Source organism: Halomonas halophila, from assembly GCF_030406665.1.
GTDB lineage: Bacteria > Pseudomonadota > Gammaproteobacteria > Pseudomonadales > Halomonadaceae > Halomonas > Halomonas halophila.
This window is the reverse complement of the sequence record NZ_CP129121.1, coordinates 3508937-3531242: the sequence shown is the minus strand read 5'-3', so window position 1 is coordinate 3531242 and position 22306 is coordinate 3508937. Positions and strand designations below refer to the sequence as shown.

The 22306-nt window shown below is 67.3% G+C and carries 20 protein-coding genes; 16 read left to right on the top strand and 4 right to left on the bottom strand.

The annotated features are described in order from the left end of the window. The first annotated feature begins 8 nt into the window (after window positions 1–8). From atpE to QWG60_RS16615, 7 genes are all read left to right on the top strand, one after another. Window positions 9–236 carry a F0F1 ATP synthase subunit C gene (gene atpE, locus QWG60_RS16645; protein ID WP_016854214.1) on the top strand — a complete coding sequence of 76 codons (228 nt, stop codon included), beginning with the start codon at window positions 9–11 and terminating at the stop codon, window positions 234–236. Between the two features lie 75 nt (window positions 237–311). Continuing rightward, a complete protein-coding gene (locus QWG60_RS16640; protein ID WP_026068332.1) occupies window positions 312–782 on the top strand; it encodes a F0F1 ATP synthase subunit B in 471 nt (156 codons plus the stop codon). A 14-nt stretch (window positions 783–796) separates the two neighbouring features. Next, window positions 797–1336: a F0F1 ATP synthase subunit delta gene (locus QWG60_RS16635; protein ID WP_146909132.1), complete on the top strand. Its 540-nt coding sequence runs from the start codon at window positions 797–799 to the stop codon at window positions 1334–1336. Between the two features lie 16 nt (window positions 1337–1352). Then, window positions 1353–2897: a F0F1 ATP synthase subunit alpha gene (atpA, locus tag QWG60_RS16630; protein WP_035594496.1), complete on the top strand. Its 1545-nt coding sequence runs from the start codon at window positions 1353–1355 to the stop codon at window positions 2895–2897. Window positions 2898–2968: 71 nt separating this feature from the next. Further along, a complete protein-coding gene (gene atpG, locus QWG60_RS16625; RefSeq protein WP_046078867.1) occupies window positions 2969–3850 on the top strand; it encodes a F0F1 ATP synthase subunit gamma in 882 nt (293 codons plus the stop codon). Window positions 3851–3916: 66 nt separating this feature from the next. After that, complete coding sequence (atpD, locus tag QWG60_RS16620) at window positions 3917–5293, top strand: F0F1 ATP synthase subunit beta (protein ID WP_016854219.1); 1377 nt, start codon at window positions 3917–3919, stop codon at window positions 5291–5293. Window positions 5294–5317: 24 nt separating this feature from the next. Beyond that, window positions 5318–5749: a F0F1 ATP synthase subunit epsilon gene (locus QWG60_RS16615; RefSeq protein ID WP_035594491.1), complete on the top strand. Its 432-nt coding sequence runs from the start codon at window positions 5318–5320 to the stop codon at window positions 5747–5749. Between the two features lie 104 nt (window positions 5750–5853). On the opposite strand, the gene QWG60_RS16610 is transcribed toward QWG60_RS16615, so the two are convergent. The 3 genes from QWG60_RS16610 to QWG60_RS16600 all read right to left on the bottom strand — a co-directional run bounded on the left by QWG60_RS16610 (window position 5854) and on the right by QWG60_RS16600 (window position 9034). Beyond that, window positions 5854–6921, bottom strand: a complete 1068-nt coding sequence (locus tag QWG60_RS16610) for an HlyD family secretion protein (protein WP_107181741.1) — start codon at window positions 6919–6921, stop codon at window positions 5854–5856. Next, window positions 6918–8465, bottom strand: a complete 1548-nt coding sequence (locus QWG60_RS16605) for an MFS transporter (RefSeq protein ID WP_146909130.1) — start codon at window positions 8463–8465, stop codon at window positions 6918–6920. Before QWG60_RS16605 ends, QWG60_RS16610 begins: the two co-directional genes overlap by 4 nt. Window positions 8466–8602: 137 nt before the next feature. Then, window positions 8603–9034 (bottom strand): MarR family winged helix-turn-helix transcriptional regulator, encoded by a 432-nt coding sequence (locus QWG60_RS16600; protein WP_052719324.1) that lies wholly within the window; start codon window positions 9032–9034, stop codon window positions 8603–8605. Window positions 9035–9224: 190 nt separating this feature from the next. Between QWG60_RS16600 and mgtE the strand changes: the two genes are divergently transcribed. The 7 genes from mgtE to QWG60_RS16565 all read left to right on the top strand — a co-directional run bounded on the left by mgtE (window position 9225) and on the right by QWG60_RS16565 (window position 18461). Further along, window positions 9225–10595 carry a magnesium transporter gene (gene mgtE, locus QWG60_RS16595; RefSeq protein ID WP_035594486.1) on the top strand — a complete coding sequence of 457 codons (1371 nt, stop codon included), beginning with the start codon at window positions 9225–9227 and terminating at the stop codon, window positions 10593–10595. Between the two features lie 96 nt (window positions 10596–10691). Further along, window positions 10692–11489 (top strand): undecaprenyl-diphosphate phosphatase, encoded by a 798-nt coding sequence (locus QWG60_RS16590; protein WP_046078865.1) that lies wholly within the window; start codon window positions 10692–10694, stop codon window positions 11487–11489. Between the two features lie 30 nt (window positions 11490–11519). Next, complete coding sequence (locus QWG60_RS16585) at window positions 11520–12626, top strand: FAD:protein FMN transferase (RefSeq protein ID WP_107181743.1); 1107 nt, start codon at window positions 11520–11522, stop codon at window positions 12624–12626. A gap of 45 nt (window positions 12627–12671) precedes the next feature. Continuing rightward, a complete protein-coding gene (glmU, locus tag QWG60_RS16580; RefSeq protein WP_146909128.1) occupies window positions 12672–14039 on the top strand; it encodes a bifunctional UDP-N-acetylglucosamine diphosphorylase/glucosamine-1-phosphate N-acetyltransferase GlmU in 1368 nt (455 codons plus the stop codon). Window positions 14040–14049: 10 nt separating this feature from the next. Beyond that, complete coding sequence (gene glmS, locus QWG60_RS16575; RefSeq protein ID WP_046078862.1) at window positions 14050–15882, top strand: glutamine--fructose-6-phosphate transaminase (isomerizing); 1833 nt, start codon at window positions 14050–14052, stop codon at window positions 15880–15882. Beyond that, complete coding sequence (locus QWG60_RS16570; protein ID WP_107181744.1) at window positions 15879–16772, top strand: DUF72 domain-containing protein; 894 nt, start codon at window positions 15879–15881, stop codon at window positions 16770–16772. Before glmS ends, QWG60_RS16570 begins: the two co-directional genes overlap by 4 nt. A gap of 342 nt (window positions 16773–17114) precedes the next feature. Beyond that, window positions 17115–18461: a sodium-dependent transporter gene (locus tag QWG60_RS16565; protein WP_035594471.1), complete on the top strand. Its 1347-nt coding sequence runs from the start codon at window positions 17115–17117 to the stop codon at window positions 18459–18461. Between the two features lie 95 nt (window positions 18462–18556). Here the strand turns inward: QWG60_RS16565 and QWG60_RS16560 are convergent, their stop codons facing one another. Continuing rightward, entirely contained in the window at window positions 18557–18766 is a 210-nt protein-coding gene (locus QWG60_RS16560; RefSeq protein WP_016854228.1) for a PA3496 family putative envelope integrity protein, read from the bottom strand. Window positions 18767–18969: 203 nt separating this feature from the next. Here QWG60_RS16560 and hexR point away from each other — a divergent pair, with 203 nt between their 5' ends. Both hexR and uvrD read left to right on the top strand, forming a co-directional pair. Beyond that, window positions 18970–19830: a transcriptional regulator HexR gene (hexR, locus tag QWG60_RS16555; RefSeq protein WP_035594469.1), complete on the top strand. Its 861-nt coding sequence runs from the start codon at window positions 18970–18972 to the stop codon at window positions 19828–19830. A gap of 67 nt (window positions 19831–19897) precedes the next feature. Next, window positions 19898–22096, top strand: coding sequence for a DNA helicase II (gene uvrD, locus QWG60_RS16550; RefSeq protein WP_035594466.1), 2199 nt, complete (start codon window positions 19898–19900; stop codon window positions 22094–22096). Window positions 22097–22306: the final 210 nt, after the last annotated feature.

Genomic DNA, 22306 nt, shown 5'->3' with positions numbered 1-22306 from the left:
GTATCATCATGGAACTCGTCTACATCGCCGCTTCCCTCATGATCGGCCTGGGCGCTCTGGGTACTGGCATCGGCTTCGCTCTGCTGGGCGGCAAGCTGCTCGAGACCACCGCTCGCCAGCCGGAGCTGGGCAACCAGCTGCAGACCAAGACCTTCCTGATGGCCGGCCTGCTGGACGCCGTGCCGATGATCGGCGTTGGTATCGCGATGTACCTGATCTTCGTCGTCGCCGGCTAACGATTGGCATACCGAGCGCGCTGCGCTCGGTTTGCTTGTTTCCGGTCGCCACGAATCTGTCAGAGGTACGCCCCTGTGAATATCAACATGACGCTTATCGGACAGATGATCGCCTTCGCGATCTTCGTCTGGTTTTGCACCAAGTACGTGTGGCCGCCGATCAGCAATGCGCTCCATGAGCGCCAGAAGAAGATCGCCGATGGCCTGGATGCTGCCAGCCGTGCTTCTCGCGACCTCGAACTGGCCGAACAGCAGGCCAGCGAGACCCTGCGTGAAAGCAAGGAGCAAGCGGCCGAAATCCTGGAGCAGGCCCACAAGCGGTCCACCCAGATGATCGACGAGGCGCGTGATCAGGCCCGCCAGGAAGGCGAGCGCATGATCGCCCAGGCCAAGTCCGAGATCGACCAGGAAGTGAACCGCGCGAAGGAAGAGCTGCGTGGCCAGGTCTCGCGGCTCGCCATCGTCGGCGCCGAGCGGGTCCTGGAAGCCTCCATCGACGAGAAGCAGCACGGCAAGCTCGTTGACCAACTTGCCGAAGAGCTTTGAGGAGGAGGTGACCCATGGCGGAACTGTCTACCGTCGCTCGCCCCTACGCCAAGGCGGCCTTCGAACACGCCGTCGGACGTAAGGCGCTCGAGGACTGGTCCGGCATGCTCACCACCGTGGCGCATGTCGTCGAAGACGACGACATGCGCCGTCGAGTGCTGGGCAACCCGCGACTCTCCAGCGCACAGAAGGTGGATGCGATCGTCGAGATCTGCGGCGATGCCGTCGTCGACGACGTGCGCAACTTCCTGCGTCTGGTCGGCCAGCAGGGTCGCCTGACGGCCCTGCCGGTCATCGCCGAGCAATTCGAGCTGCTCAAGGCCCAGGAGGAGAAGCGCATGGACGTCGACATCGTCTCTGCCTTCCCGCTGGACGAAGCGCAGCAGGACAAGCTCGCGAGCGCGCTGGCCAAGCGTCTGAACCGCGAAATCTCCATTACCACTCAGGTGGATTCCACCCTCCTGGGAGGCGTCATCCTGCGCGCCGGCGACACCGTCATCGACGGGTCGGTGCGCGGTCGACTGAACCGCCTCCACGAGGCCCTTTCCGCCTGAGTCTGAGGGACATGGCATGCAGCAACTGAATCCTTCCGAGATCAGCGACATCATCAAGCAGCGTATCGAGAAGCTGGATGTCGCGACCGAAGCCCGCAACCAGGGCACCATCGTCAGCGTGTCTGACGGTATCGTGCAGATCCACGGCCTCACCGACGCGATGTTCGGCGAGATGATCGAGTTCCCCGGCGGCATCTACGGCATGACGCTGAACCTCGAGCGCGACAGCGTCGGCGCCGTGGTGCTGGGCGACTACCTTCAGCTCGAAGAGGGCATGACCGCCCAGTGCACCGGCCGCATCCTCGAGGTGCCGGTGGGCCCCGAGCTGCGCGGTCGCGTGGTCGATGCCCTGGGTAACCCGATCGACGGCAAGGGCGACCTCGGCACCGACAAGACCGACGCGGTGGAAAAGGTCGCCCCGGGCGTCATCACCCGTCAGTCCGTCGACCAGCCGATCCAGACCGGCTTCAAGTCCATCGACGCCATGGTGCCGATCGGCCGCGGCCAGCGTGAGCTGATCATCGGCGACCGCCAGATCGGCAAGACCGCGATCGCCATCGACGCGATCATCAACCAGAAAGGCACCGGCGTCACCTGTGTCTACGTGGCCATCGGTCAGAAGCAGTCGACCATCGCCAACGTGGTGCGCAAGCTCGAAGAGCACGGCGCCATGGAGCACACCATCGTGGTCGCCGCCGGCGCCGCCGATCCGGCCCCGATGCAGTTCCTGGCCGCCTACTCCGGCTGCACCATGGGCGAGTACTTCCGCGACCGCGGTGAAGACGCCATGATCGTCTATGACGATCTGTCCAAGCAGGCCGTGGCCTATCGTCAGGTCTCCCTGCTGCTGCGTCGTCCGCCGGGCCGTGAAGCCTTCCCGGGTGACGTCTTCTATCTCCACTCCCGTCTGCTCGAGCGCGCCGCGCGCGTCAACGCCGACTACGTCGAGAAGTTCACCGACGGCGAAGTCAAGGGCAAGACCGGCTCGCTGACCGCGCTGCCGATCATCGAGACCCAGGGTGGCGACGTCTCCGCGTTCGTTCCGACCAACGTGATCTCCATCACCGACGGTCAGATCTTCCTCGAGACCGATCTGTTCAACTCGGGCATCCGTCCGGCCATCAACGCCGGTCTCTCGGTGTCTCGTGTCGGTGGCTCCGCCCAGACCAAGATCGTCAAGAAGCTCGGCGGCAGCGTGCGTCTGGCCCTGGCCCAGTACCGTGAGCTGGCGGCCTTCGCCCAGTTCGCTTCCGACCTGGACGAGGCCACCCGCAAGCAGCTGGAGCACGGTCAGCGCGTCACCGAGCTGATGAAGCAGAACCAGTACGCGCCGATGTCCGTGGCCGAGATGGCCGTCTCCCTGTACGCCGCCAACGAGGGCTACCTGGAAGACGTCGAGGTCAGCAAGGTGCTGGACTTCGAGCGTGCCCTGCAGGACTACATGAAGGCCGAGCACGCCGAGCTGCTCGACAAGATCAATGAGTCCGGCGACTACAGCGACGACATCAAGAGCGGCCTCAAGGCCGGTCTCGACAAGTTCAAGGCCACTCAGAGCTGGTGACCCCGCCGGCCCGCTCCTCCCGGGGAGCGGGCCCTGGAGCTTTCTGAGGGCCACGAACGGAGTAGATCGCTATGGCAGCTGCAAAAGAGATACGCACCAAGATCGGCAGCATCAAGAACACGCAGAAGATCACCAGTGCCATGGAGATGGTCGCTGCGTCGAAGATGCGCAAGGCGCAGGACCGGATGAAGGCCAGCCAGCCCTACGCCCAGCAGATCCGCAAGGTGGTCGGCCACGTCGCCGACGCCAACCCCGAGTACAAGCATCCGTGGATGCTGGATCGCGAGGTCAAGCGGGTCGGCTACATCGTGGTGTCGAGTGACCGCGGCCTGTGCGGTGGCCTGAACGTCAACATGTTCAAGGCCGTCGTCAAGGAGGCCAAGGCCTGGCGCGACAGTGGCGCCGAGCTGGATTTCTGCGCATTGGGCAGCAAGGCCACCCACTTCTTCCGCAAGTATGGCGGCAGCTTGGTCGCGGCCAAGAGCGGCCTGGGCGAGGCGCCGGAAGCCGACGAGCTGATCGGCAGCGTGAAGGTGATGCTGGACGCTTACGACGAGGGCAAGCTGGATCGTCTGTACGTGGTGTTCAACGAATTCGTCAACACCATGACGCAGAAGCCGGTGGTTCGCCAACTGCTGCCCCTGTCGCCCGAGATGGGTGCCGAAGAGCAGAACGAAGAAAACAAGCGTCCCGGAAACTGGGACTACCTGTATGAGCCGGATGCCAAGGAGCTGCTGGACAGCTTGCTCGTGCGTTTCGTCGAGGCGCAGGTCTATCAGGCGGTGGTCGAGAACGTGGCCTGCGAACAGGCCGCGCGGATGATCGCCATGAAGAGCGCCACCGATAATGCCGGCAATCTGATCGACGACCTGGAGCTGGTGTACAACAAGGCCCGTCAGGCGGCCATTACCCAGGAAATCTCCGAGATCGTCGGTGGCGCCGCCGCCGTATAACGCCGAGGAAGGGCGAATCCCTTCCGGCAACCGGGTTTCATTTGCAGGTATTTGAGAGGAACCAAGATGAGCGGACGTATCGTACAAATCATCGGCGCGGTGATTGACGTAGAGTTTCCGCGGGACGATGTTCCCAAGGTCTACGACGCGCTGAAGGTCTCGGATGCCGAGACCGTTCTCGAAGTCCAGCAGCAGCTGGGCGACGGCGTGGTGCGCACCATCGCCATGGGCTCCACCGAGGGCCTCAAGCGTGGCATGGACGTCACCAACACCCAGGCCGCCATCTCCGTGCCGGTCGGCAAGGAGACCCTGGGTCGGATCATGAACGTGCTCGGCGAGCCCATCGACGAGGCGGGCGAGATCGGCGAAGAAGAGCGCATGCCGATCCACCGCAAGGCACCGGGTTATGCCGACCAGGCGGCCACCAGCGAGCTGCTGGAGACCGGCATCAAGGTCATCGACCTGGTGTGCCCGTTCGCCAAGGGCGGCAAGGTCGGCCTGTTCGGCGGCGCCGGTGTCGGCAAGACCGTCAACATGATGGAGCTGATCCGCAACATCGCCACCGAGCACAGCGGTTACTCCGTGTTCGCCGGTGTCGGTGAGCGTACCCGTGAGGGCAACGACTTCTATCACGAGATGCAGGAGTCCAACGTTCTCGACAAGGTGTCGCTGGTCTACGGCCAGATGAACGAGCCGCCCGGGAACCGTCTGCGCGTGGCCCTGACCGGCCTGACCATTGCCGAGAAGTTCCGCGATGAAGGCCGCGACGTGCTGCTGTTCGTCGACAACATCTATCGCTACACCCTGGCCGGTACCGAGGTGTCCGCACTGCTGGGCCGCATGCCCTCCGCGGTGGGTTACCAGCCGACCCTGGCCGAGGAGATGGGCGTCCTGCAGGAGCGCATCACCTCCACCAAGACCGGCTCCATCACCTCCGTGCAGGCGGTGTACGTGCCCGCGGACGACCTGACCGACCCGTCCCCGGCCACCACCTTCTCGCACCTCGACGCGACCGTGGTACTGGCGCGTTCCATCGCCGAGCTGGGTATCTACCCGGCCATCGACCCGCTGGATTCCACCTCTCGTCAGCTGGATCCGCTGGTCGTCGGCGAGGAGCACTACAAGACCGCTCGCGGCGTGCAGGGCGTGCTGCAGCGCTACAAGGAGCTCAAGGACATCATCGCCATCCTGGGCATGGACGAGCTGTCCGACGAGGACAAGCTGGCCGTGTCCCGGGCGCGTAAGATCCAGCGCTTCCTGTCGCAGCCGTTCTTCGTCGCCGAGGTCTTCACCGGCGCCCCCGGCAAGTACGTGTCGCTGAAGGAAACCATCCGTGGCTTCCAGGGCATCCTCGACGGCGAGTACGACGAGCTGCCGGAGCAGGCCTTCTACATGGTCGGCACCATCGACGAGGCCGTCGAGAAAGCCAACCAGATGAAGTAATCCCTCCACCTGGGAGACGTCATCATGACGAAAACCTTCAAGTGCGAGATCGTCAGCGCCGAGGCGTCGATCTTCTCCGGCGAAGCCGAGCATGTCGTGGCAGCCGGTCGCGCGGGGGATCTCGGGGTGTTGGCGGGGCACACGCCGCTGCTCACCGAACTGGCCCCCGGCCCGGTGCGCATCGTCCGTGGCGGAGGTGAAGAGGATCACTTCTACGTCTCGGGCGGCTTCCTCGAGGTCCAGCCCGAGGTCGTCACCGTGCTCGCCGATACCGCCGTGCGCGCCGACGACCTGGACGAGGCCGCCGCCGAGGAGGCCCGCCAGCAGGCCCTCAAGGCGATGCAGGACAAGTCCGCCGAGATGGACTACACCCGCGCCACGGCTGAACTGGCCGAGGCTGCGGCCCAGCTGCGGACCATCCAGCAGCTGCGTCGCAAGGTGGGTCGCAGCGGCTAAGGTCGCGCCACGCCCCGTGCGATGAAAGCGCCCCCCGACTGAGTCGGGGGGCGCTTTTTTTGGTCGGCAGGCGGGGCGATGGCCGCGGGAAGGCTCTTCGAGGCTCAGCCGTCGGCGTCGGTATGGATGGTCGTCTCGACCGAGAGGCCGACCTTGAGCCGGTCGAGCCCGGGCTGATCCGGTTCGATGGCGATGCGCACCGGCAGGCGCTGGACGATCTTGGTGAAGTTCCCCGAGGCATCGTCGTGGGAGATCGGCGAGAAGGTGGTGCCGGTGGCCGGGGCGAGGCTGTCGACGTGGCCCTCGAGCGTCATCCCGGGATAGGCATCCACCGAGATCGTCACCGGCTGGCCGACGCGAACCTCGGTGATCTCGACCTCCCGATAGTTGGCGGTGACGTAGATCGCATCGGTCGGCACGATCGCCATCAGCGCCCCGCCGGCCTCGGTCCAGGCGCCGACGCGACCGGCCTGTTCGGCCACGATGCCGTCTCTAGGCGCCGCCACCCGGGTATGAGACAGCGAGAGACGGGCCTGCTCACGCTCGGCCCGGGCCTGGGCCAGAGTCGCCTGCGCACTCGCCCGCCGCGCTTCCAGGACCTGAGTCTGATGACGCACGTCGTCCAGGCTGGCCTGGTCCGCCTGGCGGCGGGCGTCCAGTGCCGAGGCGTTGGCGGCGGCCTGCTGGGCGTTCTGCTGCGAGGCATTGCCGTCATGACGCAGGCGGCGGTAGCGCTCGGCGTCGAGGCGGGCGTAGTCGACGTTGGCGATGTCCTCGTCCACCACGGCCTGGGCGTGGCGAATTCGAGACGGCTGCCTGGCCAGTTCGGCCTCGATCTCCGCCAGCCTGGCCTGCGCCGACGCCACCCGGGCCTCGGCGGCATCGACGGCGGCACGATAGTCGCGCGGGTCGATGTCGATCAGGGCGTCGCCTCGCGACACTGTCTCGTGATCCTCGACGTGCACGGCGACGATATCGCCGGCGACGCGCGGCGAGATGACCGTGTAGTCGGCATCCAGCTTGGCATTGTTGGTCCAGGCTCGGCCGTCGCTCATCCACCAGGGGGCGGTCAGGAAGGCGCCCCCCAGGGTCACGCACAGCAGCGCGGCGGCGCCGATGAGGCGTGGGGCGAGGGAGCGGGAAGGGGCTTGGGGCGTCTGGGTATCGGTCATATCGGTCGGGGGCGGTTGAACCGCGGTGCGTGGGTGCGTTTGGGCAGCAGGCAGAGCGGCACCAGCAGCAGGGCCAGCAGCGCCATCAGGCGCCAGGCATCGGCATAGGCCAGGACCGTCGCCTGCGCATCGATTCGTTCATGAAGCTGCAGCAAGGCCTCGCCGCCTGGGCCTCCCATGGGCCAGTTCAACGCCTCGCGGCCGTGGCCGCTCAGCGGCGCCGACTGCATCAGCGAGAAGCGCATCGTGCCCAGCCGTTCCATCAGGGCATGGGCGTGGCGATCGATGGCGACCGCGAGGTAGTGCCCGATGAGGCCGCCGGCCACCGGCCCGGCCAGCGCCCGGGAGGTGTTGATCGTCGCCGAGGCGAAGGGGCCTTCCATGGGATCGACGACCGCAGTGGCGGTCATCAGCAGGCCGACCACGACCATGGACTGTCCGATCGCGAAGACCACCTGGGCGACGTAGAACTGCTCCCGCATCCACGCCAGGGTGACGTGGCTGTTCGACCAGCTGGCCGCTGCCATCAGCAGCAGCCCCGATGCCATGATCCAGCGCGAGTCGATGCGCTCGACATTCAACACCAAGGCCGCGAGCGGCAGGATCATCAGCGGCGGCAGCGCGACGGCCAGCGTCACCGGCAGGCTCTGCAGCGGGCGATAGCCCTGGACCTCGGCGAGAAACTCGGCGGGCAGGGAGGCGCTGGAGGCGCTTAGGGCGATCACCCCGACCAGCATGCAGACGCCGAAGCCGAAATTGACGCGTCTGAGCAGTTGCGGACGGATCAGCGGCGCAGGCCCGAACGCACAGTGCCACAGGAACAGGGGCAGCAGCACCAGGCTGGCCATGGCCAGCCCGCGGATCCGCGGCGAGTGAAGCCAGTCCAGGCGCTCGCCCTGGGCGAACAGGGTCACGACGCTGGCACACAGTGCCCAGCCCAGCCCCCAGCCGAGCCAGTCGAACTGCCGCCAGCGCGCCAGGCGCAGCGGATCCTGCGGCAGGCCATGGAGGATCAGCCCCGACGCCACCAGGCACAGCGGCAGGACCGCCCAGAACACGAAGCCGATGCCCGGACCGTGGTGGGCCCAGGCGACCACGGGCATGGCGATGTTGGGCGCGAAGGTGGCCGTCAGGCCGTAGGCGGCGAGGCCGAACAGCTTGAGCGCCGGGGTCAGGAAGCGCAGGGCGACCATCATCAGCAGCGGGATGAGAAAGCCCGTGGTGAGCCCCTGACACCAGCGCAGCATCAGCAGCAGCGAGCGCGACTCGGTGGCGGCGCAGGCCAGCCCGAGCAGGCCCAGCGAGACGGCGGCCACGGCGGCGAAGCGGCGTACCGAGAAGGTCATGGCCAGCCACGGCGCGACCAGCATGCCCATGGCGGCACCGATACTGTAGAGGGTGGTAAACCAGCTGCCTTGATCGACACTGTATCCGAAGGCGCCGCGGACATCCGCCAGGGCCAGCGAGGTCGCTTCCTGGTTGATATCCGCGCCGATACAGGCCAGCAGCATGCCTACCAGCCCGAGGACAAGTCGCAGGGACATCGAACGCTCTGGCGGTGGGGATAGTGGCGCGGTGAGGGGGCCGCGAAGGAGCGCACACGCTACCGGCACAAGTTGACTATGTCAATTTGTGCCGGTGGCAGGATCCGAGAGTCCCGCGTGTGCAGGGGCGGGCGCGCTCAGTCGGCGGTGCGGTCCACGTTCTCCAGCATGCGCTGCAGCAGGGCGTTGAGCTGCGTGACTTCCTCGGGCGCGAAGCCCGACAGCGCCTGGCTCGCCAGTTCGCCACGGGCCGCCTCCAGCCGCGAGAAGAGGCGCTGGCCTTCCTCGGTCAGCGCCGCCTGGGTGATGCGCCGCGGGGTGGAGCTGCCGCTGCGGCGGATCAATGCCTGCTGCTCGAGCTGCTTGAAGGCGCGTGCCACCTGGCCCTTGTCATGTCCGCGTCGCTGCAGCAGCTGCTGCTGGTTGTGCGCCGGGAACCGGCCCACGATGGACAGCACCCGCAACAGGAATGGCGGCAGCTCGATGCCTTCGCGGCGCGCCAGTTCACTCAGGCGGGCGCGGCTGGTGAAGCCGAGTTCGGCCAGCGTGTCGAGAATCCTGCGTTCCATTCCTGTCGTCCTCCCTGCATCGATGCCAGGCCGATCGGTGCCTGCGTCGGTCAAGGATACAGCGATCCGTGTCCCGACCTCATCCCTTCCCGGCGGCGCCTTCAGGGGCGCCGCCGAAGTTGACGCCTTCCACGCCCTGTGCGATGATGACGCCCCTTCTCGTTCGCGCTGGCACAGGGAGGATCAGACCATGCCACTCAGCGATGCCCTGAATCGCCACAAGGAAGGCCTGCTCGCCGCCCTGGAGGTCGACGACCGTGAGCGCCTGGGCACCCTGCTGCCGGAGCTTCGCTCCGCGGACATCGCCGAAATTCTCCAGGACCTGCTCGAGAGCGAGCATGAACTGCGCGCGCGCGCGCTGCTGGACTGCCTGCCGTTGGAACGGCGTGCCAGCGTCATGGGCCATCTGCACGGCGAGGAGCAGCTGGCGATCGCCGCGGGCATGGGCGACGACCGCCTCCAGGCGGTGCTCGAGGAGATGGGCGGCGACGAGCGCGCCGACCTGTTCAAGGCGCTCGACGACGATCGCCGCGAGGCGCTGCTGCGGCGTATGGCCCACCAGGAGCGCGAGGAACTCAAGCGCCTGGCGAGCTATGAGGAAGGCACCGCCGGCGCCCTGATGACCTCCGACTACGTGGCCATTCCCGCCGGCATGACCGTTTCCCGGGCGATGATGCGCGTGCGCCAGACCGCCCCGGACGCCGAGACGGTCTACCAGCTCTACGTGATCGACCCCGAGGGGCGCCTGGCCGGTACCATGTCGCTGCGTCAGCTGATGGTGGCGCGCCCCGGCGCCCGGGTCGACGACATGATGATCCACGACGTCATCCACACCTCGGTGGACACGCCCCAGGAAGAAGTGGCGCGGATCGTGGCTCGCTACGATCTGCTGGCCCTGCCGGTGGTCGACGAGATGCGTCGCCTGGTCGGCATCGTCACCCACGACGACGCCCTGGACGTGGTGGAATCCGAGGCCACCGAGGACTTCCACAAGGGGATGTCGATCGGCGCCCTGGAGGATGGCGTCAGCCGGGTACCGCTGTGGAGCCTGTATCGCAAGCGGGTGACCTGGCTGGTGCTGCTGGTATTCGGCAACCTGCTGTCCGGCGCGGGTATCGCCCACTACGAGGCGACCATCTCGGCCCAGGTGGCGCTGGTGTTCTTCCTGCCGCTGCTGATCGGCAGCGGCGGTAACGCCGGCGCCCAGGCCGCGACCCTGACGGTGCGCGGCCTGGCGACCGGCGACGTCGGGGTGCGCGACTGGGGCAAGCTGTTCGGTCGCGAGCTGCTGGTGGCCGGTTCGCTGGGGCTGACCATGGCGCTCGCCGTGGCGCCTATCGGCGTGTTTCGCGGCGGCGAGGCGGTGGCCATGGTGGTGGCGGTCAGCATGATCGCCATCGTGTTGTTCGGCAGCCTGCTCGGCATGTGCCTGCCGTTCGTGCTCGATCGCTTGGGCTGGGACCCGGCGACCGCCTCGGCGCCGCTGGTGACGACCCTGATCGACGCCTCCGGGGTGCTGATCTACTTTGGCATCGCCACCATGGTATTGCCGGTCGGATAAAAAACGCCCAAGCCGGGGAACGTCGACGCGTCGCCAGGGTCCTTAGGCCTTGATTTACCAAGCTACTTACCGTTTTTGCTGATAGAGACCCCGCCCATGGAATGGCTACAGATCGTCGTGCTCTCCCTCGTTCAAGGATTGAGCGAGTTCCTGCCCGTCTCCAGCTCCGCGCACCTGATCCTGGTACCGGTCTTCTCCGACTGGCCCGACCAGGGCCTGGCCTTCGACGTGGCCCTGCACCTGGGCAGCCTGGCGGCGGTGGTGCTCTACTTCCGCCACGAGCTGGTGACCATGACGGCCAGCTGGGGGCGCAGCGTCGCTGGCCGCGGCACCGACGACGACGCCCGCCTGGCCTGGTGGGTGATCCTGGCGACCATCCCGGTGGCGGTGGTGGGCCTGGCGTTCGAGGATGTCATCTCGGAGGTGATGCGCTCGCCGTTGGTGCTGGCCGGCGGGTTGATCGTGTTCGGCGTGGTACTGGGGATCGCCGACTGGCGCCATCGCGGCACGCGCAGCGAGTACCGGATGAGCGTCCGCGATGCCCTGTGGATCGGTCTGGCTCAGGCCCTGGCGCTGATTCCCGGCACCTCGCGCTCGGGCATCACCATGACCGCGGCGCTGATGCTCGGCCTGTCCCGCGAGGCGGCGGCTCGCTTCTCCTTCCTGCTGTCGATCCCGGTGATCGTGCTGGCCGGCGGCCTGGAGGCCCTGGGCCTGGCCCAGGACGAGGTCCCGGTGGCCTGGGGCGACCTGGCGGCGGGCACGGTGCTGTCCGGCATCAGCGCCTACCTGTGCATTCATTTCTTCCTGGTCTTCATCCGCCGCATCGGCATGCAGCCCTTCGTGGTCTATCGGCTGATATTGGGTGTGGCCCTGATCTGGCTGTTCGGTTGAAGAAGCACTTATTTACCTGTTGGAGGACTCATGCCACTCCCACGTTTTCTCTTCGCCTTCCTGACGCTTGTGCTGGCCGCCCTGCTGGCCGGCTGTTCCGAGCGCACGCTCGAGACGCCGGTCACGCTCGAGGGCGATATATTCGGCACCTTCTATCAGGTGACGCTGGCGGATCCGATCACCGCCGAACGCCGCGATGCGCTGGAGTCAGGCATCCTCGACGAGCTCGAGGCCGTCGATGCCTCGATGTCCACCTACCGTGACGACGCCGAACTGGTGGCCTTCGACCACGCGCCGCTGGGCGAATGGCAGACGCTCTCCGCGCCGCTGATCGAGGTGCTGTCGATCGCCCATCGGGTGGGGGAGGCCAGCAACGGCGCCTTCGACGTCACCGTGGGCGGCCTGGTCAACCTGTGGAGCTTCGGCCCCGAGGCGCGGCCGCGCGAGGTGCCGGACGATGCCCTGATCGAGCAGCGCCTCGCTGAGATCGGCATGGAGACCCTGGAGATCGATGCGGAGCAGCGCCGTGCGCGGCGCCTGAAGGACGTGTTCGTCGACCTTTCCGGCGTGGCCAAGGGCTATGCCACGGATCGGGTGGCGGCCTACCTGGCCGACCAGGGCCTCGACAACTACCTGGTCAACATCGGTGGCGAACTCGAGGTGGCCGGCCATCGCGACGCCGAGGCCGAGCCCTGGCGCATCGGCGTGGAGCTGCCCCGCGACGGCCGGCCCCAGGCCAAGTATGTACTGCCGCTGGAGGATACCTCGGTGGCCACCTCCGGCGACTATCGCAACTACTTCGAGGAAGACGGCCGGCGCTATTCGCACACCATCGACCCGCGTACCGGTCGGCCGATCCGCCATCGCATGGCCTCGGTGACCGTGGTGGATGACTCGAATGCCCGCGCCGACGCCTGGGCCACCGCCATGTCGGTGCTCGGCGAGCAGGAAGGCATGGCGGTGGCCGTCGACCATGACCTGGCGGTGCTGATGCTGGTGCGCAACGCCGCCGATGACGACTGGCTGAGCGTGGCGAGCCCGGCCTTCGCCGAGCGCTTCGGTCGCGACAGGCTCGCGGAGATGGGCGTCAGGGTGGTCGGCGAGACCACCGCCGGCATGGCAGGCGAGGCCCCCTAGGCACTAGAATGGCCCGATTCAACGATTGATCGACAAGGAGTCCCGATGAGCCTCGACGTGGTGATACTGGCGGCCGGGCAGGGTACCCGGATGCGTTCGACCCTGCCCAAGGTGCTGCATCGCCTGGCCGGCCGCCCCCTGGTGCGTCATGTGATCGACACCGCCGCCGGCCTCGAGGCCGATCGCACCCACGTGGTGGTGGGCCATGGCGCCGACCGCGTACGCGAGGCGCTGTCCGACTGCCCGGTGCGCTTTGCCCGTCAGACCGAGCAGAAGGGCACCGGCCACGCCGTGGCCCAAACGCTCGATCACCTCGGTGACGGCAAGGTGCTGGTGCTCTATGGCGACGTGCCGCTGACTCGCCGCGAGACCCTGCGCGACCTGCTGGCGCGGGTCGACGAGCAGCACATGGGCCTGCTCACCGTGACCCTCGACGATCCCACCGGCTACGGTCGCATCCTGCGCGACGAGGCCGGCGAGGCGGTGGCCATCGTCGAGCACAAGGATGCCTCTGAGGCCGAGCGCACGGTGCGCGAGTGCAACACCGGTATCATGGCCATGACCGCCGCCCAGCTGCGCCGCTGGCTGCCGCAGCTGTCCGCCGACAACGCCCAGAGCGAATACTATCTGACCGACGTCATCGCCATGGCCGCCGCCGAGGGCGTGAAGATCGCCACCGCCCAGCCGGCCCGGGCGCTGGAGGTCGAGGGCGTCAACAACCGTCTGCAGATGGCTCAGCTCGAGCGCGCCCACCAGCGCGATATTGCCGAGTCGCTGATGACTGCCGGCGTGGCCCTGGCCGATCCCGCGCGCCTCGACGTGCGCGGCACCCTGACCTGCGGTCACGATGTCGAGATCGACGTGGGCTGCGTGTTCGAGGGCGACGTCGAGCTGGGCGAGGGCGTGCGCATCGGCCCCTACTGCGTGATCCGCGACAGCCACGTGGGGGCCGAAACGGTAATCGAAGCCCACAGCGTGCTCGAGGGCGCCGTGGTGGCCGGTCACAACCGCATCGGGCCCTTCGCCCGGCTGCGTCCCGGCTCGCGCCTGGCGGTGGGCGCCAAGGTCGGCAACTTCGTCGAGACCAAGAACGCCGAGGTGGGCGAAGGCAGCAAGATCAATCACCTGAGCTATGTGGGCGACGCCCGGCTGGGGCGCGACGTCAACGTCGGCGCGGGCACCATCACCTGCAACTACGACGGCGCCAACAAGCACCGTACCGAGATCGACGACGGGGCCTTCATCGGCTCCAACACCGCCCTGGTGGCGCCGATGCGCGTCGGCCGTGGCGCCACCGTGGGCGCCGGCTCGACCCTGAGCCGCGACGTGGCGGACGACAGCCTGGCGGTGAGCCGCGGACGCCTGATCAGCAAGGAAGACTGGCAGCGGCCGGTCAAGAAAGACGACCTCTAAGGAGCGAACCATGTGTGGCATCGTCGGCGCCGTCGCCCAGCGCAACGTGCAGGGCATCCTGCTGGAAGGGCTCAAGCGACTCGAGTATCGCGGCTACGATTCCGCGGGCATGGCCGTGCAGGCCGGGGATGGCCGGCTCGATCGTCGCCGCGCCCTGGGCAAGGTGGCGGCTCTGGAGGAGACGCTCGCCGCCGCGCCCCTGGCCGGCCACAGCGGCATCGCGCACACCCGCTGGGCTACCCACGGCAAGCCCAGCGAGGCGAACGCCCACCCCCATCAGTCGGGCGAGCGCGTGGCGCTGGTGCATAACGGCATCATCGAGAACCACGAGGCGCTGAAGGCCGAGCTCGAGGGCGAGGGCTATGCCTTTTCCTCCGAGACCGATACCGAGGCCATGGCCCACCTGATCGCCCGCGAGGCCGAGCAGGGTGACCTGCTCGGCGCCGTGCAGCGCGTGCTGGCCCGGCTCGACGGCGCCTATGCGCTGGGCGTGGTGCACGCCGACGAACCCGGCGTGGTGATCGGTGCCCGCCAGGGCAGCCCGCTGGTGGTCGGCGTCGGCATCGAGGAGGCCTTCCTGGCCTCCGACCCGCTGGCGCTGCTGCAGGTCACCGACCGCTTCATCTACCTGGAGGAGGGCGACGTGGTGCGCCTCTCCGACGGCGGCAGGATCGAGGTCTTCGACGCCGGCGGCGCCGCGGTGGAGCGTCCGGTGCAGACCTTCGAGCACGGCGACGGCGCGGCCAGCAAGGGCGGCTATCGCCACTTCATGCTCAAGGAGATCCACGAGCAGCCGGCAGTGATCGCCGCGGCCCTGGAGGGCCGGCTCGGCGATCGCAGCGTGCTGGTGGAGAGCTTCGGCCCCGAGGCCGAGGCGCTGTTCGGTCGGGTGCGCCAGATTCACCTGGTGGCCTGCGGCACCAGCTATCACGCCGGCATGGTGGCGCGCTACTGGCTGGAGCGCTATGCCGGCGTACCGGTGCAGGTCGAGGTGGCCTCGGAGTTCCGCTATCGCCGGGTGGTGGTGCCCGAGGGCACGCTGTTCGTGACGCTGTCCCAGTCCGGCGAGACCGCCGATACCCTGGCCGCGCTGCGCTTCGCCAAGCAGCTCGGCTACCTGGGTAGCCTGGCGATCTGCAACGTGCCGGGCAGCTCGCTGGTGCGCGAGTCGGACCTGACGCTGATGACCCAGGCCGGCCCCGAGATCGGCGTGGCCTCGACCAAGGCCTTCACCACCCAGCTCACCGCGCTGATGCTGCTGACCCTGGCGCTGGGCCGCGTCCGCGGCCAGGACGCCGACGAGCAGGCGTCACTGGTCGAGGCGTTGCGCCATCTACCGGCCCAGGTCGGTGAAGTGCTGGCGCTGGATCCGGCGGTCGAGGCGCTGTCCGCGGCCTTCGCCGAGAAGCATCATGCCCTGTTCCTGGGCCGTGGACCCGAGTTCCCGGTGGCGCTGGAGGGCGCGCTGAAGCTCAAGGAGATCTCCTACATCCACGCCGAGGCCTATCCCGCCGGCGAGCTCAAGCACGGGCCGCTGGCGCTGGTCGACGCCGAGATGCCGGTGATCGCGGTGGCGCCCAACGACGCCCTGCTCGACAAGCTCAAGTCCAACCTCCAGGAGGTGCGGGCTCGGGGCGGCGAGCTGTTCGTGTTCGCCGACGAGGGCGTGGCGCTGGAGGACGGCGAAGGCATTCGGGTGCTGCGCCTGCCCCATGTGGAGGAAGCCCTGGCGCCGATCCTCTACACCGTGCCGCTGCAGCTGCTTTCCTATCACGTCGCCGTGCTCAAGGGCACCGACGTCGATCAGCCGCGCAACCTGGCCAAGTCCGTCACCGTGGAATGAGGAACGGGGCTGCCTCTCCGGCCGCCGGTGAGCCGCCGCGTCTGCATCTCGGCCTGCCGATGTGGGCCAACCCGGACTGGCGTGGCGGCCTCTACCCGCCCCACGGCGGGAATGACGACCTGCTGGCCGACTATGCCCGGGTGTTCTCGGCGGTGGAGGGCAACACCACCTTCTACAGCGGCGCGCCCCGCGGCGAGACGGTGGCGTCCTGGGCGCGCCAGGCGCCGCCCGGCTTCCGCTTCTGCTTCAAGCTCCCGCAGTCGCTGACCCACGAGCGGCGTCTGGTCGACGTCGAGGCGGGCTTCGACGACTTCCTCGCGGCCCTCGCACCGCTGCACGATCGCCTGGGGCCGATGATGGTTCAGCTGCCGCGAGACTTCGGCGCCGAGGAGCTGCCGCGTCTCGAGGCGCTGCTGGAACGCTGGCCGAGCGGGCTGCCCTGTGCGGTCGAGGTGCGCCACCGTGAGTTTTTCCACAAGGGGACGGCCGAGGCGGCGCTCAACAGGTTGTTGATAAGTCACGGCGCCAACCGCGTGATGCTCGACGTGCGGCCGCTGTTCTCCACCGCCGCCGGTCATCACCCGGGCATGCAGCAGGCCCAGCACGAGAAGCCGAAGCGCCCGCTACATGTGATTTCCACAGGGGAGGCGCCCGTGGTGCGCTTCATTGGCCATGTTGACGAAGCGATCAATATCGACTATTTCGCGCCCTGGATCGAACGTCTTTCGTTGTGGATAAAACAGGGGAAAACCCCTTTCCTGTTTGTGCATACCGCCGACAATCGCCGCGCGCCTCAGCTGGCGCGCCGGCTCTATGCCTCGGTGGCGGCGCGGGCCGAACTGCCGCCGCTGGGCGACTTCCCCGGCGAGCGTCAGGCCACGCTGTTCTGAGCCACCAGCGCCACGTTCTGAACGGGAGGCCGCGCGCTGCGTGGTTTTGCCGCCATGGGTGGCCTCCGGGCAGACGATCGGATATGTTACGACTCGCTCGTCACTTGCCATCGAATATCGCCGACCCTCACGCCTAACCCCTGTGGGGTGTCGCGGTGTTTCCTTGCGGTTTCCACCTTCCATCCCCGGTGGAAACGCAGCCCTGGTAGTGATCCTGCTTGGCATGCGTTATGCTCTTGAATGCGCCGAACCGAGATCCGGCACGGCGTGGACGTGGCGACAACAATCAGAACGTCATCGCATCCGATCGATCGATGGCGACACGACCCTTCAAGGTGAATTATGTCCCTCAAGCAACAGCAACACGCGCACTGGTCGTCCCGGCTGGGCTTCATCCTCGCCGCCACCGGCTCGGCGGTCGGTCTGGGCAATATCTGGAAGTTCCCCTACATGGTGGGCGAGAGCGGGGGCGCGGCCTTCGTGCTGGTCTACCTGCTGTGCATCGCGCTGATCGGCCTGCCGATCCTGGTCACCGAGTGGATGATCGGCCGCCGCGGTCAGAACAACCCCGCCAATGCCATGGCCGACCTGGCCAAGGCCTCCGGCCGCACACGGGCCTGGATGGTGGTCGGTATCAGCGGCATCCTCGGTGCCTTCCTGATCCTGTCCTTCTACAGCGTGATCGGCGGCTGGTCGCTGTACTACACCCTGAACTCCGTCACCGGTGCCTTCAGCGGTCAGGGCGCCGACGGCATCGGCGAACTGTTCAATGACATGCTGGGCAGCCCGGGGCTGCTGCTGGCCGGCCATTCGGTATTCATGCTGCTGGTCATCGGCATCGTGGCCCGCGGCGTCACCCAGGGCATCGAGAGCGCCGCGCGCATCCTGATGCCGGCGCTGGGCGTGCTGATGGTGGTACTGGTCGGCTACGGCATGACCACCGGCCACTTCGGCGAGGCGCTCGCCTACCTGTTCAACCCGGACTGGAGCAAGTTGTCCGGCGAGACCGTGCTGGCGGCCCTGGGCCATGCCTTCTTCACCCTTTCGCTGGGCATGGGCATCATGATGGCCTACGGCTCCTACCTGGGAGAAGAGGTCAACCTGCTCAAGACCGCGCGTACCGTGGTGATCATGGATACCGTGATCGCGCTGGGCGCCGGCCTGGCGATCTTCCCGCTGGTGTTCGCCAACGACCTCGATGTGGCTTCCGGCCCGGGGCTGATCTTCGTCACCCTGCCGCTGGCGTTCGGCCAGATGGGCGGTGGCATCGTGGTCGGCCTGCTGTTCTTCCTGCTGCTGACCTTTGCCGCCCTGACCTCGGCCATCTCGCTGCTCGAGCCGGTGGTGGAGTTCGTCGAGGAGCGCACCCCGCTGCCGCGCGTGGGCTCCGCCCTGGTGGCCGGCGTGGCGGCCTGGGCGCTGGGCATCGCCGCGCTGCTGTCGTTCAACCTGTGGAGCGACCCGGTGCTGTTCGGCCTGAACGTCTTCGACCTGCTGGACAAGGTGACCAGCAAGTTCATGCTGCCGCTCACCGGCCTGGGCGCCATCGTCTTCACCGCCTGGTGCCTCGACAAGGAAAGCGTGCGCCGCGAGCTGGGCATGGACGTCTACGACTTCAGCCTGTGGAGCCTGATCACCCGTTTCATCGCGCCGATCGGCGTGGCCGTGGTGTTCTTCACCAGCCTCTGATGGCACGGCGATGTCGGGAGATGTCTCCTGCGCCCGAGAGCCCCGCCCCGTGCGGGGCTCTTTGCGTTGGATGCCTGCGGTCGCGGGAGTCGGGATCAGTGCATCTCGTCGGCGTCGTCCTCGGGCAGGTCGGCGATGTCCTGGCTGAGACGCTTGAACTCCTCGTGGAGCTCGATGCCGCGGCGGGCGCGCAGGTTGCGCTGGGCGGCGGTACGGGAGCGTTCTTCGTGCTCGACGACTTCCATGCTCATGAAGATGTCGAGGAGTTCGCTCTTGACGGAGGATAACCGTTCGACATTACGCATGATCGACTCTCCTGTCTGCAGTGAGGGTGCCGGCATCGAATCAGGGACGCTGCGCGACACTGCAATTCTTACTATACGCCTCTTGACAGAATGATGAAGATAGGAGTGTCAACGATCCTTTCGGCGCCTTGCTGCCCATGGGGGCGTCGGTTGGGGCATACTGTGGGCATTCCCCCTCGAATCCGCCGATCCAGGAGTGCCGCGTGAGCCTTGGCCTGTTCGATGAAATGAGACGCCGCATGACGCACTTCCGCCGCTCCGAGCAGAAGGTGGCGAGGTTCGTGCTGCGCAATCCCGATGAAGTGATCCATATGCGCATCGTCGACCTGGCCACCGAGGCCAAGGTCAGCGAGCCGACGGTGGTGCGCTTCTGTCGCGCCCTGGGCTGCAACGGCTTCCAGGACTTCAAGCTCAAGCTGGCCCAGATGCTGGCCACCGGCAGCCAGTTCGCCCAGTTCTCGATGAACGACAGCGACTCGGTGGCGGAATTCTCCCAGAGCATCTTCGACTCCACGGTGGGCACCCTGCTCTCGGTGCGCGACCGCCTGGACAACGATTCGCTGAGCCAGGCGATCAATGCCCTGGGCATGGCCAACCGGGTCGAGTTCTACGGCTTCGGCGCCTCCGGCGCGGTGGCCTTCGACGCCCAGCACAAGTTCTTCCGCCTGCAGATATCCACCGCCGCCTACACCGACCCGCACATGCAGAACATGTCGGCGGTGACGCTCAAGGAGGGCGACGTGGTGGTGGCGATCTCCCAGACCGGGCGCACCCGGGCCCTGGTGGCCAGCGTGCGCCTGGCCCGCGAGGCCGGCGCCACGGTGATCGGACTGTGCCCCAGCGGCTCGCCGCTGGCGGAGGAGGTGACCCTGCCGCTGTACATCGACGTTCACGAGGACACCGAGATCTATACCCCGATGAGCTCGCGGATCGCCCACCTGGTGATGATCGACGTGCTGGCGGTCGGCGTGGCCAAGTCCCGCGGCCCCAGGCTCGCCGAGCAGCTCAAGTCGGTGAAGAAGAGCCTCAACTCGCTGCGCTATCCGGAGCCCGACGAGTCCTGAACCGGCCGTGACCGGCGCGATATGGTAAGCTGTCGGGCCATTTTCCGAGCAGCGATGCCTTCCCGCTATGGACGACGTCACGGCGATTCTCGACCACATGAACCCGGCCCAGCGTGAGGCCGTCAGCGCGCCCCAGGGCAACATGCTGGTATTGGCCGGCGCCGGCTCCGGCAAGACACGGGTGCTGGTACATCGCATCGCCTGGCTGATGCAGGCCGAGGGGCTCTCGCCCTACGCCGTGCTGGCGGTGACCTTCACCAACAAGGCGGCCCGCGAGATGCGTACCCGCCTGGAGGCGCTGCTGGGCATCTCGCTGCGCCACGTCTGGGTCGGCACCTTCCACTCCATCGCCCATCGCCTGCTGCGCACCCATTGGCAGGACGCGCGGCTGCCCCAGCACTTCCAGATCATCGACGGCGACGACCAGCTGCGCCTGATCAAGCGGCTGCTCAAGGACCATAACGTCGACGACGAGCGCTTCCCGCCGCGCCAGGTGCAGTCGTTCATCTCCGGCTGCAAGGAGGAGGGGCTGCGCCCTCATCAGGTGGACGCCCACGGCGACGCCTACATGACCCAGATGGTCGAGCTCTACGAGCGCTACCAGCTGACCTGCGAGCGCGGTGGCCTGGTCGACTTCGGCGAGCTGCTGCTGCGAAGCCTCGAGCTGTTGCGCGACAATCCCGCCCTGCTGGCCCACTATCAGGAGCGCTTCGCCCACGTGCTGGTCGACGAGTTCCAGGACACCAACACCCTGCAGTACGCCTGGCTGAAGCTGCTCACCGGCATGACCACGCCGATGACCGTGGTCGGCGACGACGACCAGTCGATCTACGGCTGGCGCGGCGCGCGGATCGAGAACATCCGCCGCTTCGAGGACGAGTTCCCCGCCACCAAGACGGTGCGCCTGGAGCAGAACTACCGCTCGACCAGCGCCATCCTCGACGCCGCCAACGCCCTGATTCGCCACAACGCCGAGCGCATGGGCAAGGAGCTGTGGACCGCCGGCGACCGCGGCGAGCCGATCTCGCTGTACGGCGGCTTCAACGACCTGGACGAGGCGCGCTTCATCGTCGACACCATCCGCGAGAAGGTCGAGGAGGGCATGACGCGCCGCGAGATCGCCATCCTCTATCGCTCCAACGCCCAGTCGCGGGTGATCGAGGAGACGCTGATCCGCCAGGGCGTGCCCTACCGCATCTACGGCGGCCAGCGCTTCTACGAGCGCCTGGAGATCAAGAACGCCCTGGCCTACCTGCGGCTGCTGCTCAACCGCGACGACGACGCCTCGCTGGAGCGGGTGATCAACGTGCCGGCGCGCGGTATCGGCACCCGCACCGTCGAGATCCTGCGCGAACGCGCCCGCCATACCGGCATCTCGCTGTGGCAGGCGCTGCACGACGCCCAGCTCGACGGCTCGCTCAAGGGCCGCGCGGTGTCCTCGGTGAAGGCCTTCGCCGACCTGATCGAGCGGCTCGACGACGAGACCTCCGGCATGGCGCTCCACGAGATCATCGATCACGTCAACGAGCGCACCGGGCTGGTCGAGCACCACCGCAACGAGAAGGGCGAGAAGGGCCAGGCCCGGGTCGAGAACCTCGAGGAGCTGGTCACCGCCGCCAAGGCCTTCAGCCAGGGCGAGACCCTGGACACCGTGGAGGCCGGCGAGGGCATGGCCGCGCTGGAGGCGTTCCTCGCCGAGGCCGCGCTCAACGCCGGCGAGCACGAGGCCGACGAGTTCGAGGACTGCGTGCAGCTGATGACTCTGCACTCGGCCAAGGGCCTGGAGTTCCCGGTGGTGTTCGTGGCCGGCGTCGAGGAGGGGCTGTTCCCGCACAAGATGTCGATGGAGGAGCCCGGCCGCCTCGAGGAGGAGCGCCGGCTGTGCTACGTGGGCCTGACCCGGGCGATGCAGAAGCTCTACCTGACCCACGCCGAGCTGCGCCGGCTGCACGGCAAGGAGACCTTCCAGCGGCCGTCGCGCTTCCTGCGCGAGCTGCCCGAGGACTGCCTCGAGGAGGTGCGCCTGCGCGGCCAGGTCTCGCGGCCGGTCACCGCCTCGCGCCCCGGCCCGCGCCAGGAGAGCGTCGACGGCGGCGCCGACCTGCCCTCGCTGGCGCTGGGCCAGCGGGTCAGCCACCCGATCTTCGGCGAGGGCGTGATCCTCAACGCCGAGGGCGAGGGCGAGCGCGCCCGGGTGCAGGTCAGCTTCGAGGGCGAGGGCGACAAATGGCTGGTGCTGGGGTTCGCCAAGCTGACGCCCCTGTAGCGGCCGGTTCGTCATCGCGGCGGCGGGCAAGATCTTGCCCGCTGGGCAACTTCTTGCTCGATCTGGGCAAGATCTTGCCTAAACGTATTTAGCCTGGCGCGGCGTGATTTTTATAACACGCTGATTTGCAAGAGATATGGCCATCCTGGCCCAGGAAGTGCTCCTTTAAGACGTCCATCGGACACCGTCATTCATCGTCAAGGAGCAGAC

Excerpts from the sequence above, each read along its gene's own strand:
- QWG60_RS16585 (WP_107181743.1), top strand. The coding sequence starts at position 11,520 with ATGCCACTCCCACGTTTTCTCTTCGCCTTCCTGACGCTTGTGCTGGCC.
- QWG60_RS16590 (WP_046078865.1), top strand. The coding sequence starts at position 10,692 with ATGGAATGGCTACAGATCGTCGTGCTCTCCCTCGTTCAAGGATTGAGC.
- atpG (WP_046078867.1), top strand. The coding sequence starts at position 2,969 with ATGGCAGCTGCAAAAGAGATACGCACCAAGATCGGCAGCATCAAGAAC.
- QWG60_RS16560 (WP_016854228.1), bottom strand. The coding sequence starts at position 18,766 with ATGCGTAATGTCGAACGGTTATCCTCCGTCAAGAGCGAACTCCTCGAC.
- glmS (WP_046078862.1), top strand. The coding sequence starts at position 14,050 with ATGTGTGGCATCGTCGGCGCCGTCGCCCAGCGCAACGTGCAGGGCATC.
- QWG60_RS16605 (WP_146909130.1), bottom strand. The coding sequence starts at position 8,465 with ATGTCCCTGCGACTTGTCCTCGGGCTGGTAGGCATGCTGCTGGCCTGT.
- QWG60_RS16615 (WP_035594491.1), top strand. The coding sequence starts at position 5,318 with ATGACGAAAACCTTCAAGTGCGAGATCGTCAGCGCCGAGGCGTCGATC.
- mgtE (WP_035594486.1), top strand. The coding sequence starts at position 9,225 with ATGCCACTCAGCGATGCCCTGAATCGCCACAAGGAAGGCCTGCTCGCC.
- atpD (WP_016854219.1), top strand. The coding sequence starts at position 3,917 with ATGAGCGGACGTATCGTACAAATCATCGGCGCGGTGATTGACGTAGAG.
- uvrD (WP_035594466.1), top strand. The coding sequence starts at position 19,898 with ATGGACGACGTCACGGCGATTCTCGACCACATGAACCCGGCCCAGCGT.
- QWG60_RS16565 (WP_035594471.1), top strand. The coding sequence starts at position 17,115 with ATGTCCCTCAAGCAACAGCAACACGCGCACTGGTCGTCCCGGCTGGGC.
- QWG60_RS16570 (WP_107181744.1), top strand. The coding sequence starts at position 15,879 with ATGAGGAACGGGGCTGCCTCTCCGGCCGCCGGTGAGCCGCCGCGTCTG.
- glmU (WP_146909128.1), top strand. The coding sequence starts at position 12,672 with ATGAGCCTCGACGTGGTGATACTGGCGGCCGGGCAGGGTACCCGGATG.
- QWG60_RS16610 (WP_107181741.1), bottom strand. The coding sequence starts at position 6,921 with ATGACCGATACCCAGACGCCCCAAGCCCCTTCCCGCTCCCTCGCCCCA.
- QWG60_RS16635 (WP_146909132.1), top strand. The coding sequence starts at position 797 with ATGGCGGAACTGTCTACCGTCGCTCGCCCCTACGCCAAGGCGGCCTTC.
- QWG60_RS16600 (WP_052719324.1), bottom strand. The coding sequence starts at position 9,034 with ATGGAACGCAGGATTCTCGACACGCTGGCCGAACTCGGCTTCACCAGC.
- atpA (WP_035594496.1), top strand. The coding sequence starts at position 1,353 with ATGCAGCAACTGAATCCTTCCGAGATCAGCGACATCATCAAGCAGCGT.
- atpE (WP_016854214.1), top strand. The coding sequence starts at position 9 with ATGGAACTCGTCTACATCGCCGCTTCCCTCATGATCGGCCTGGGCGCT.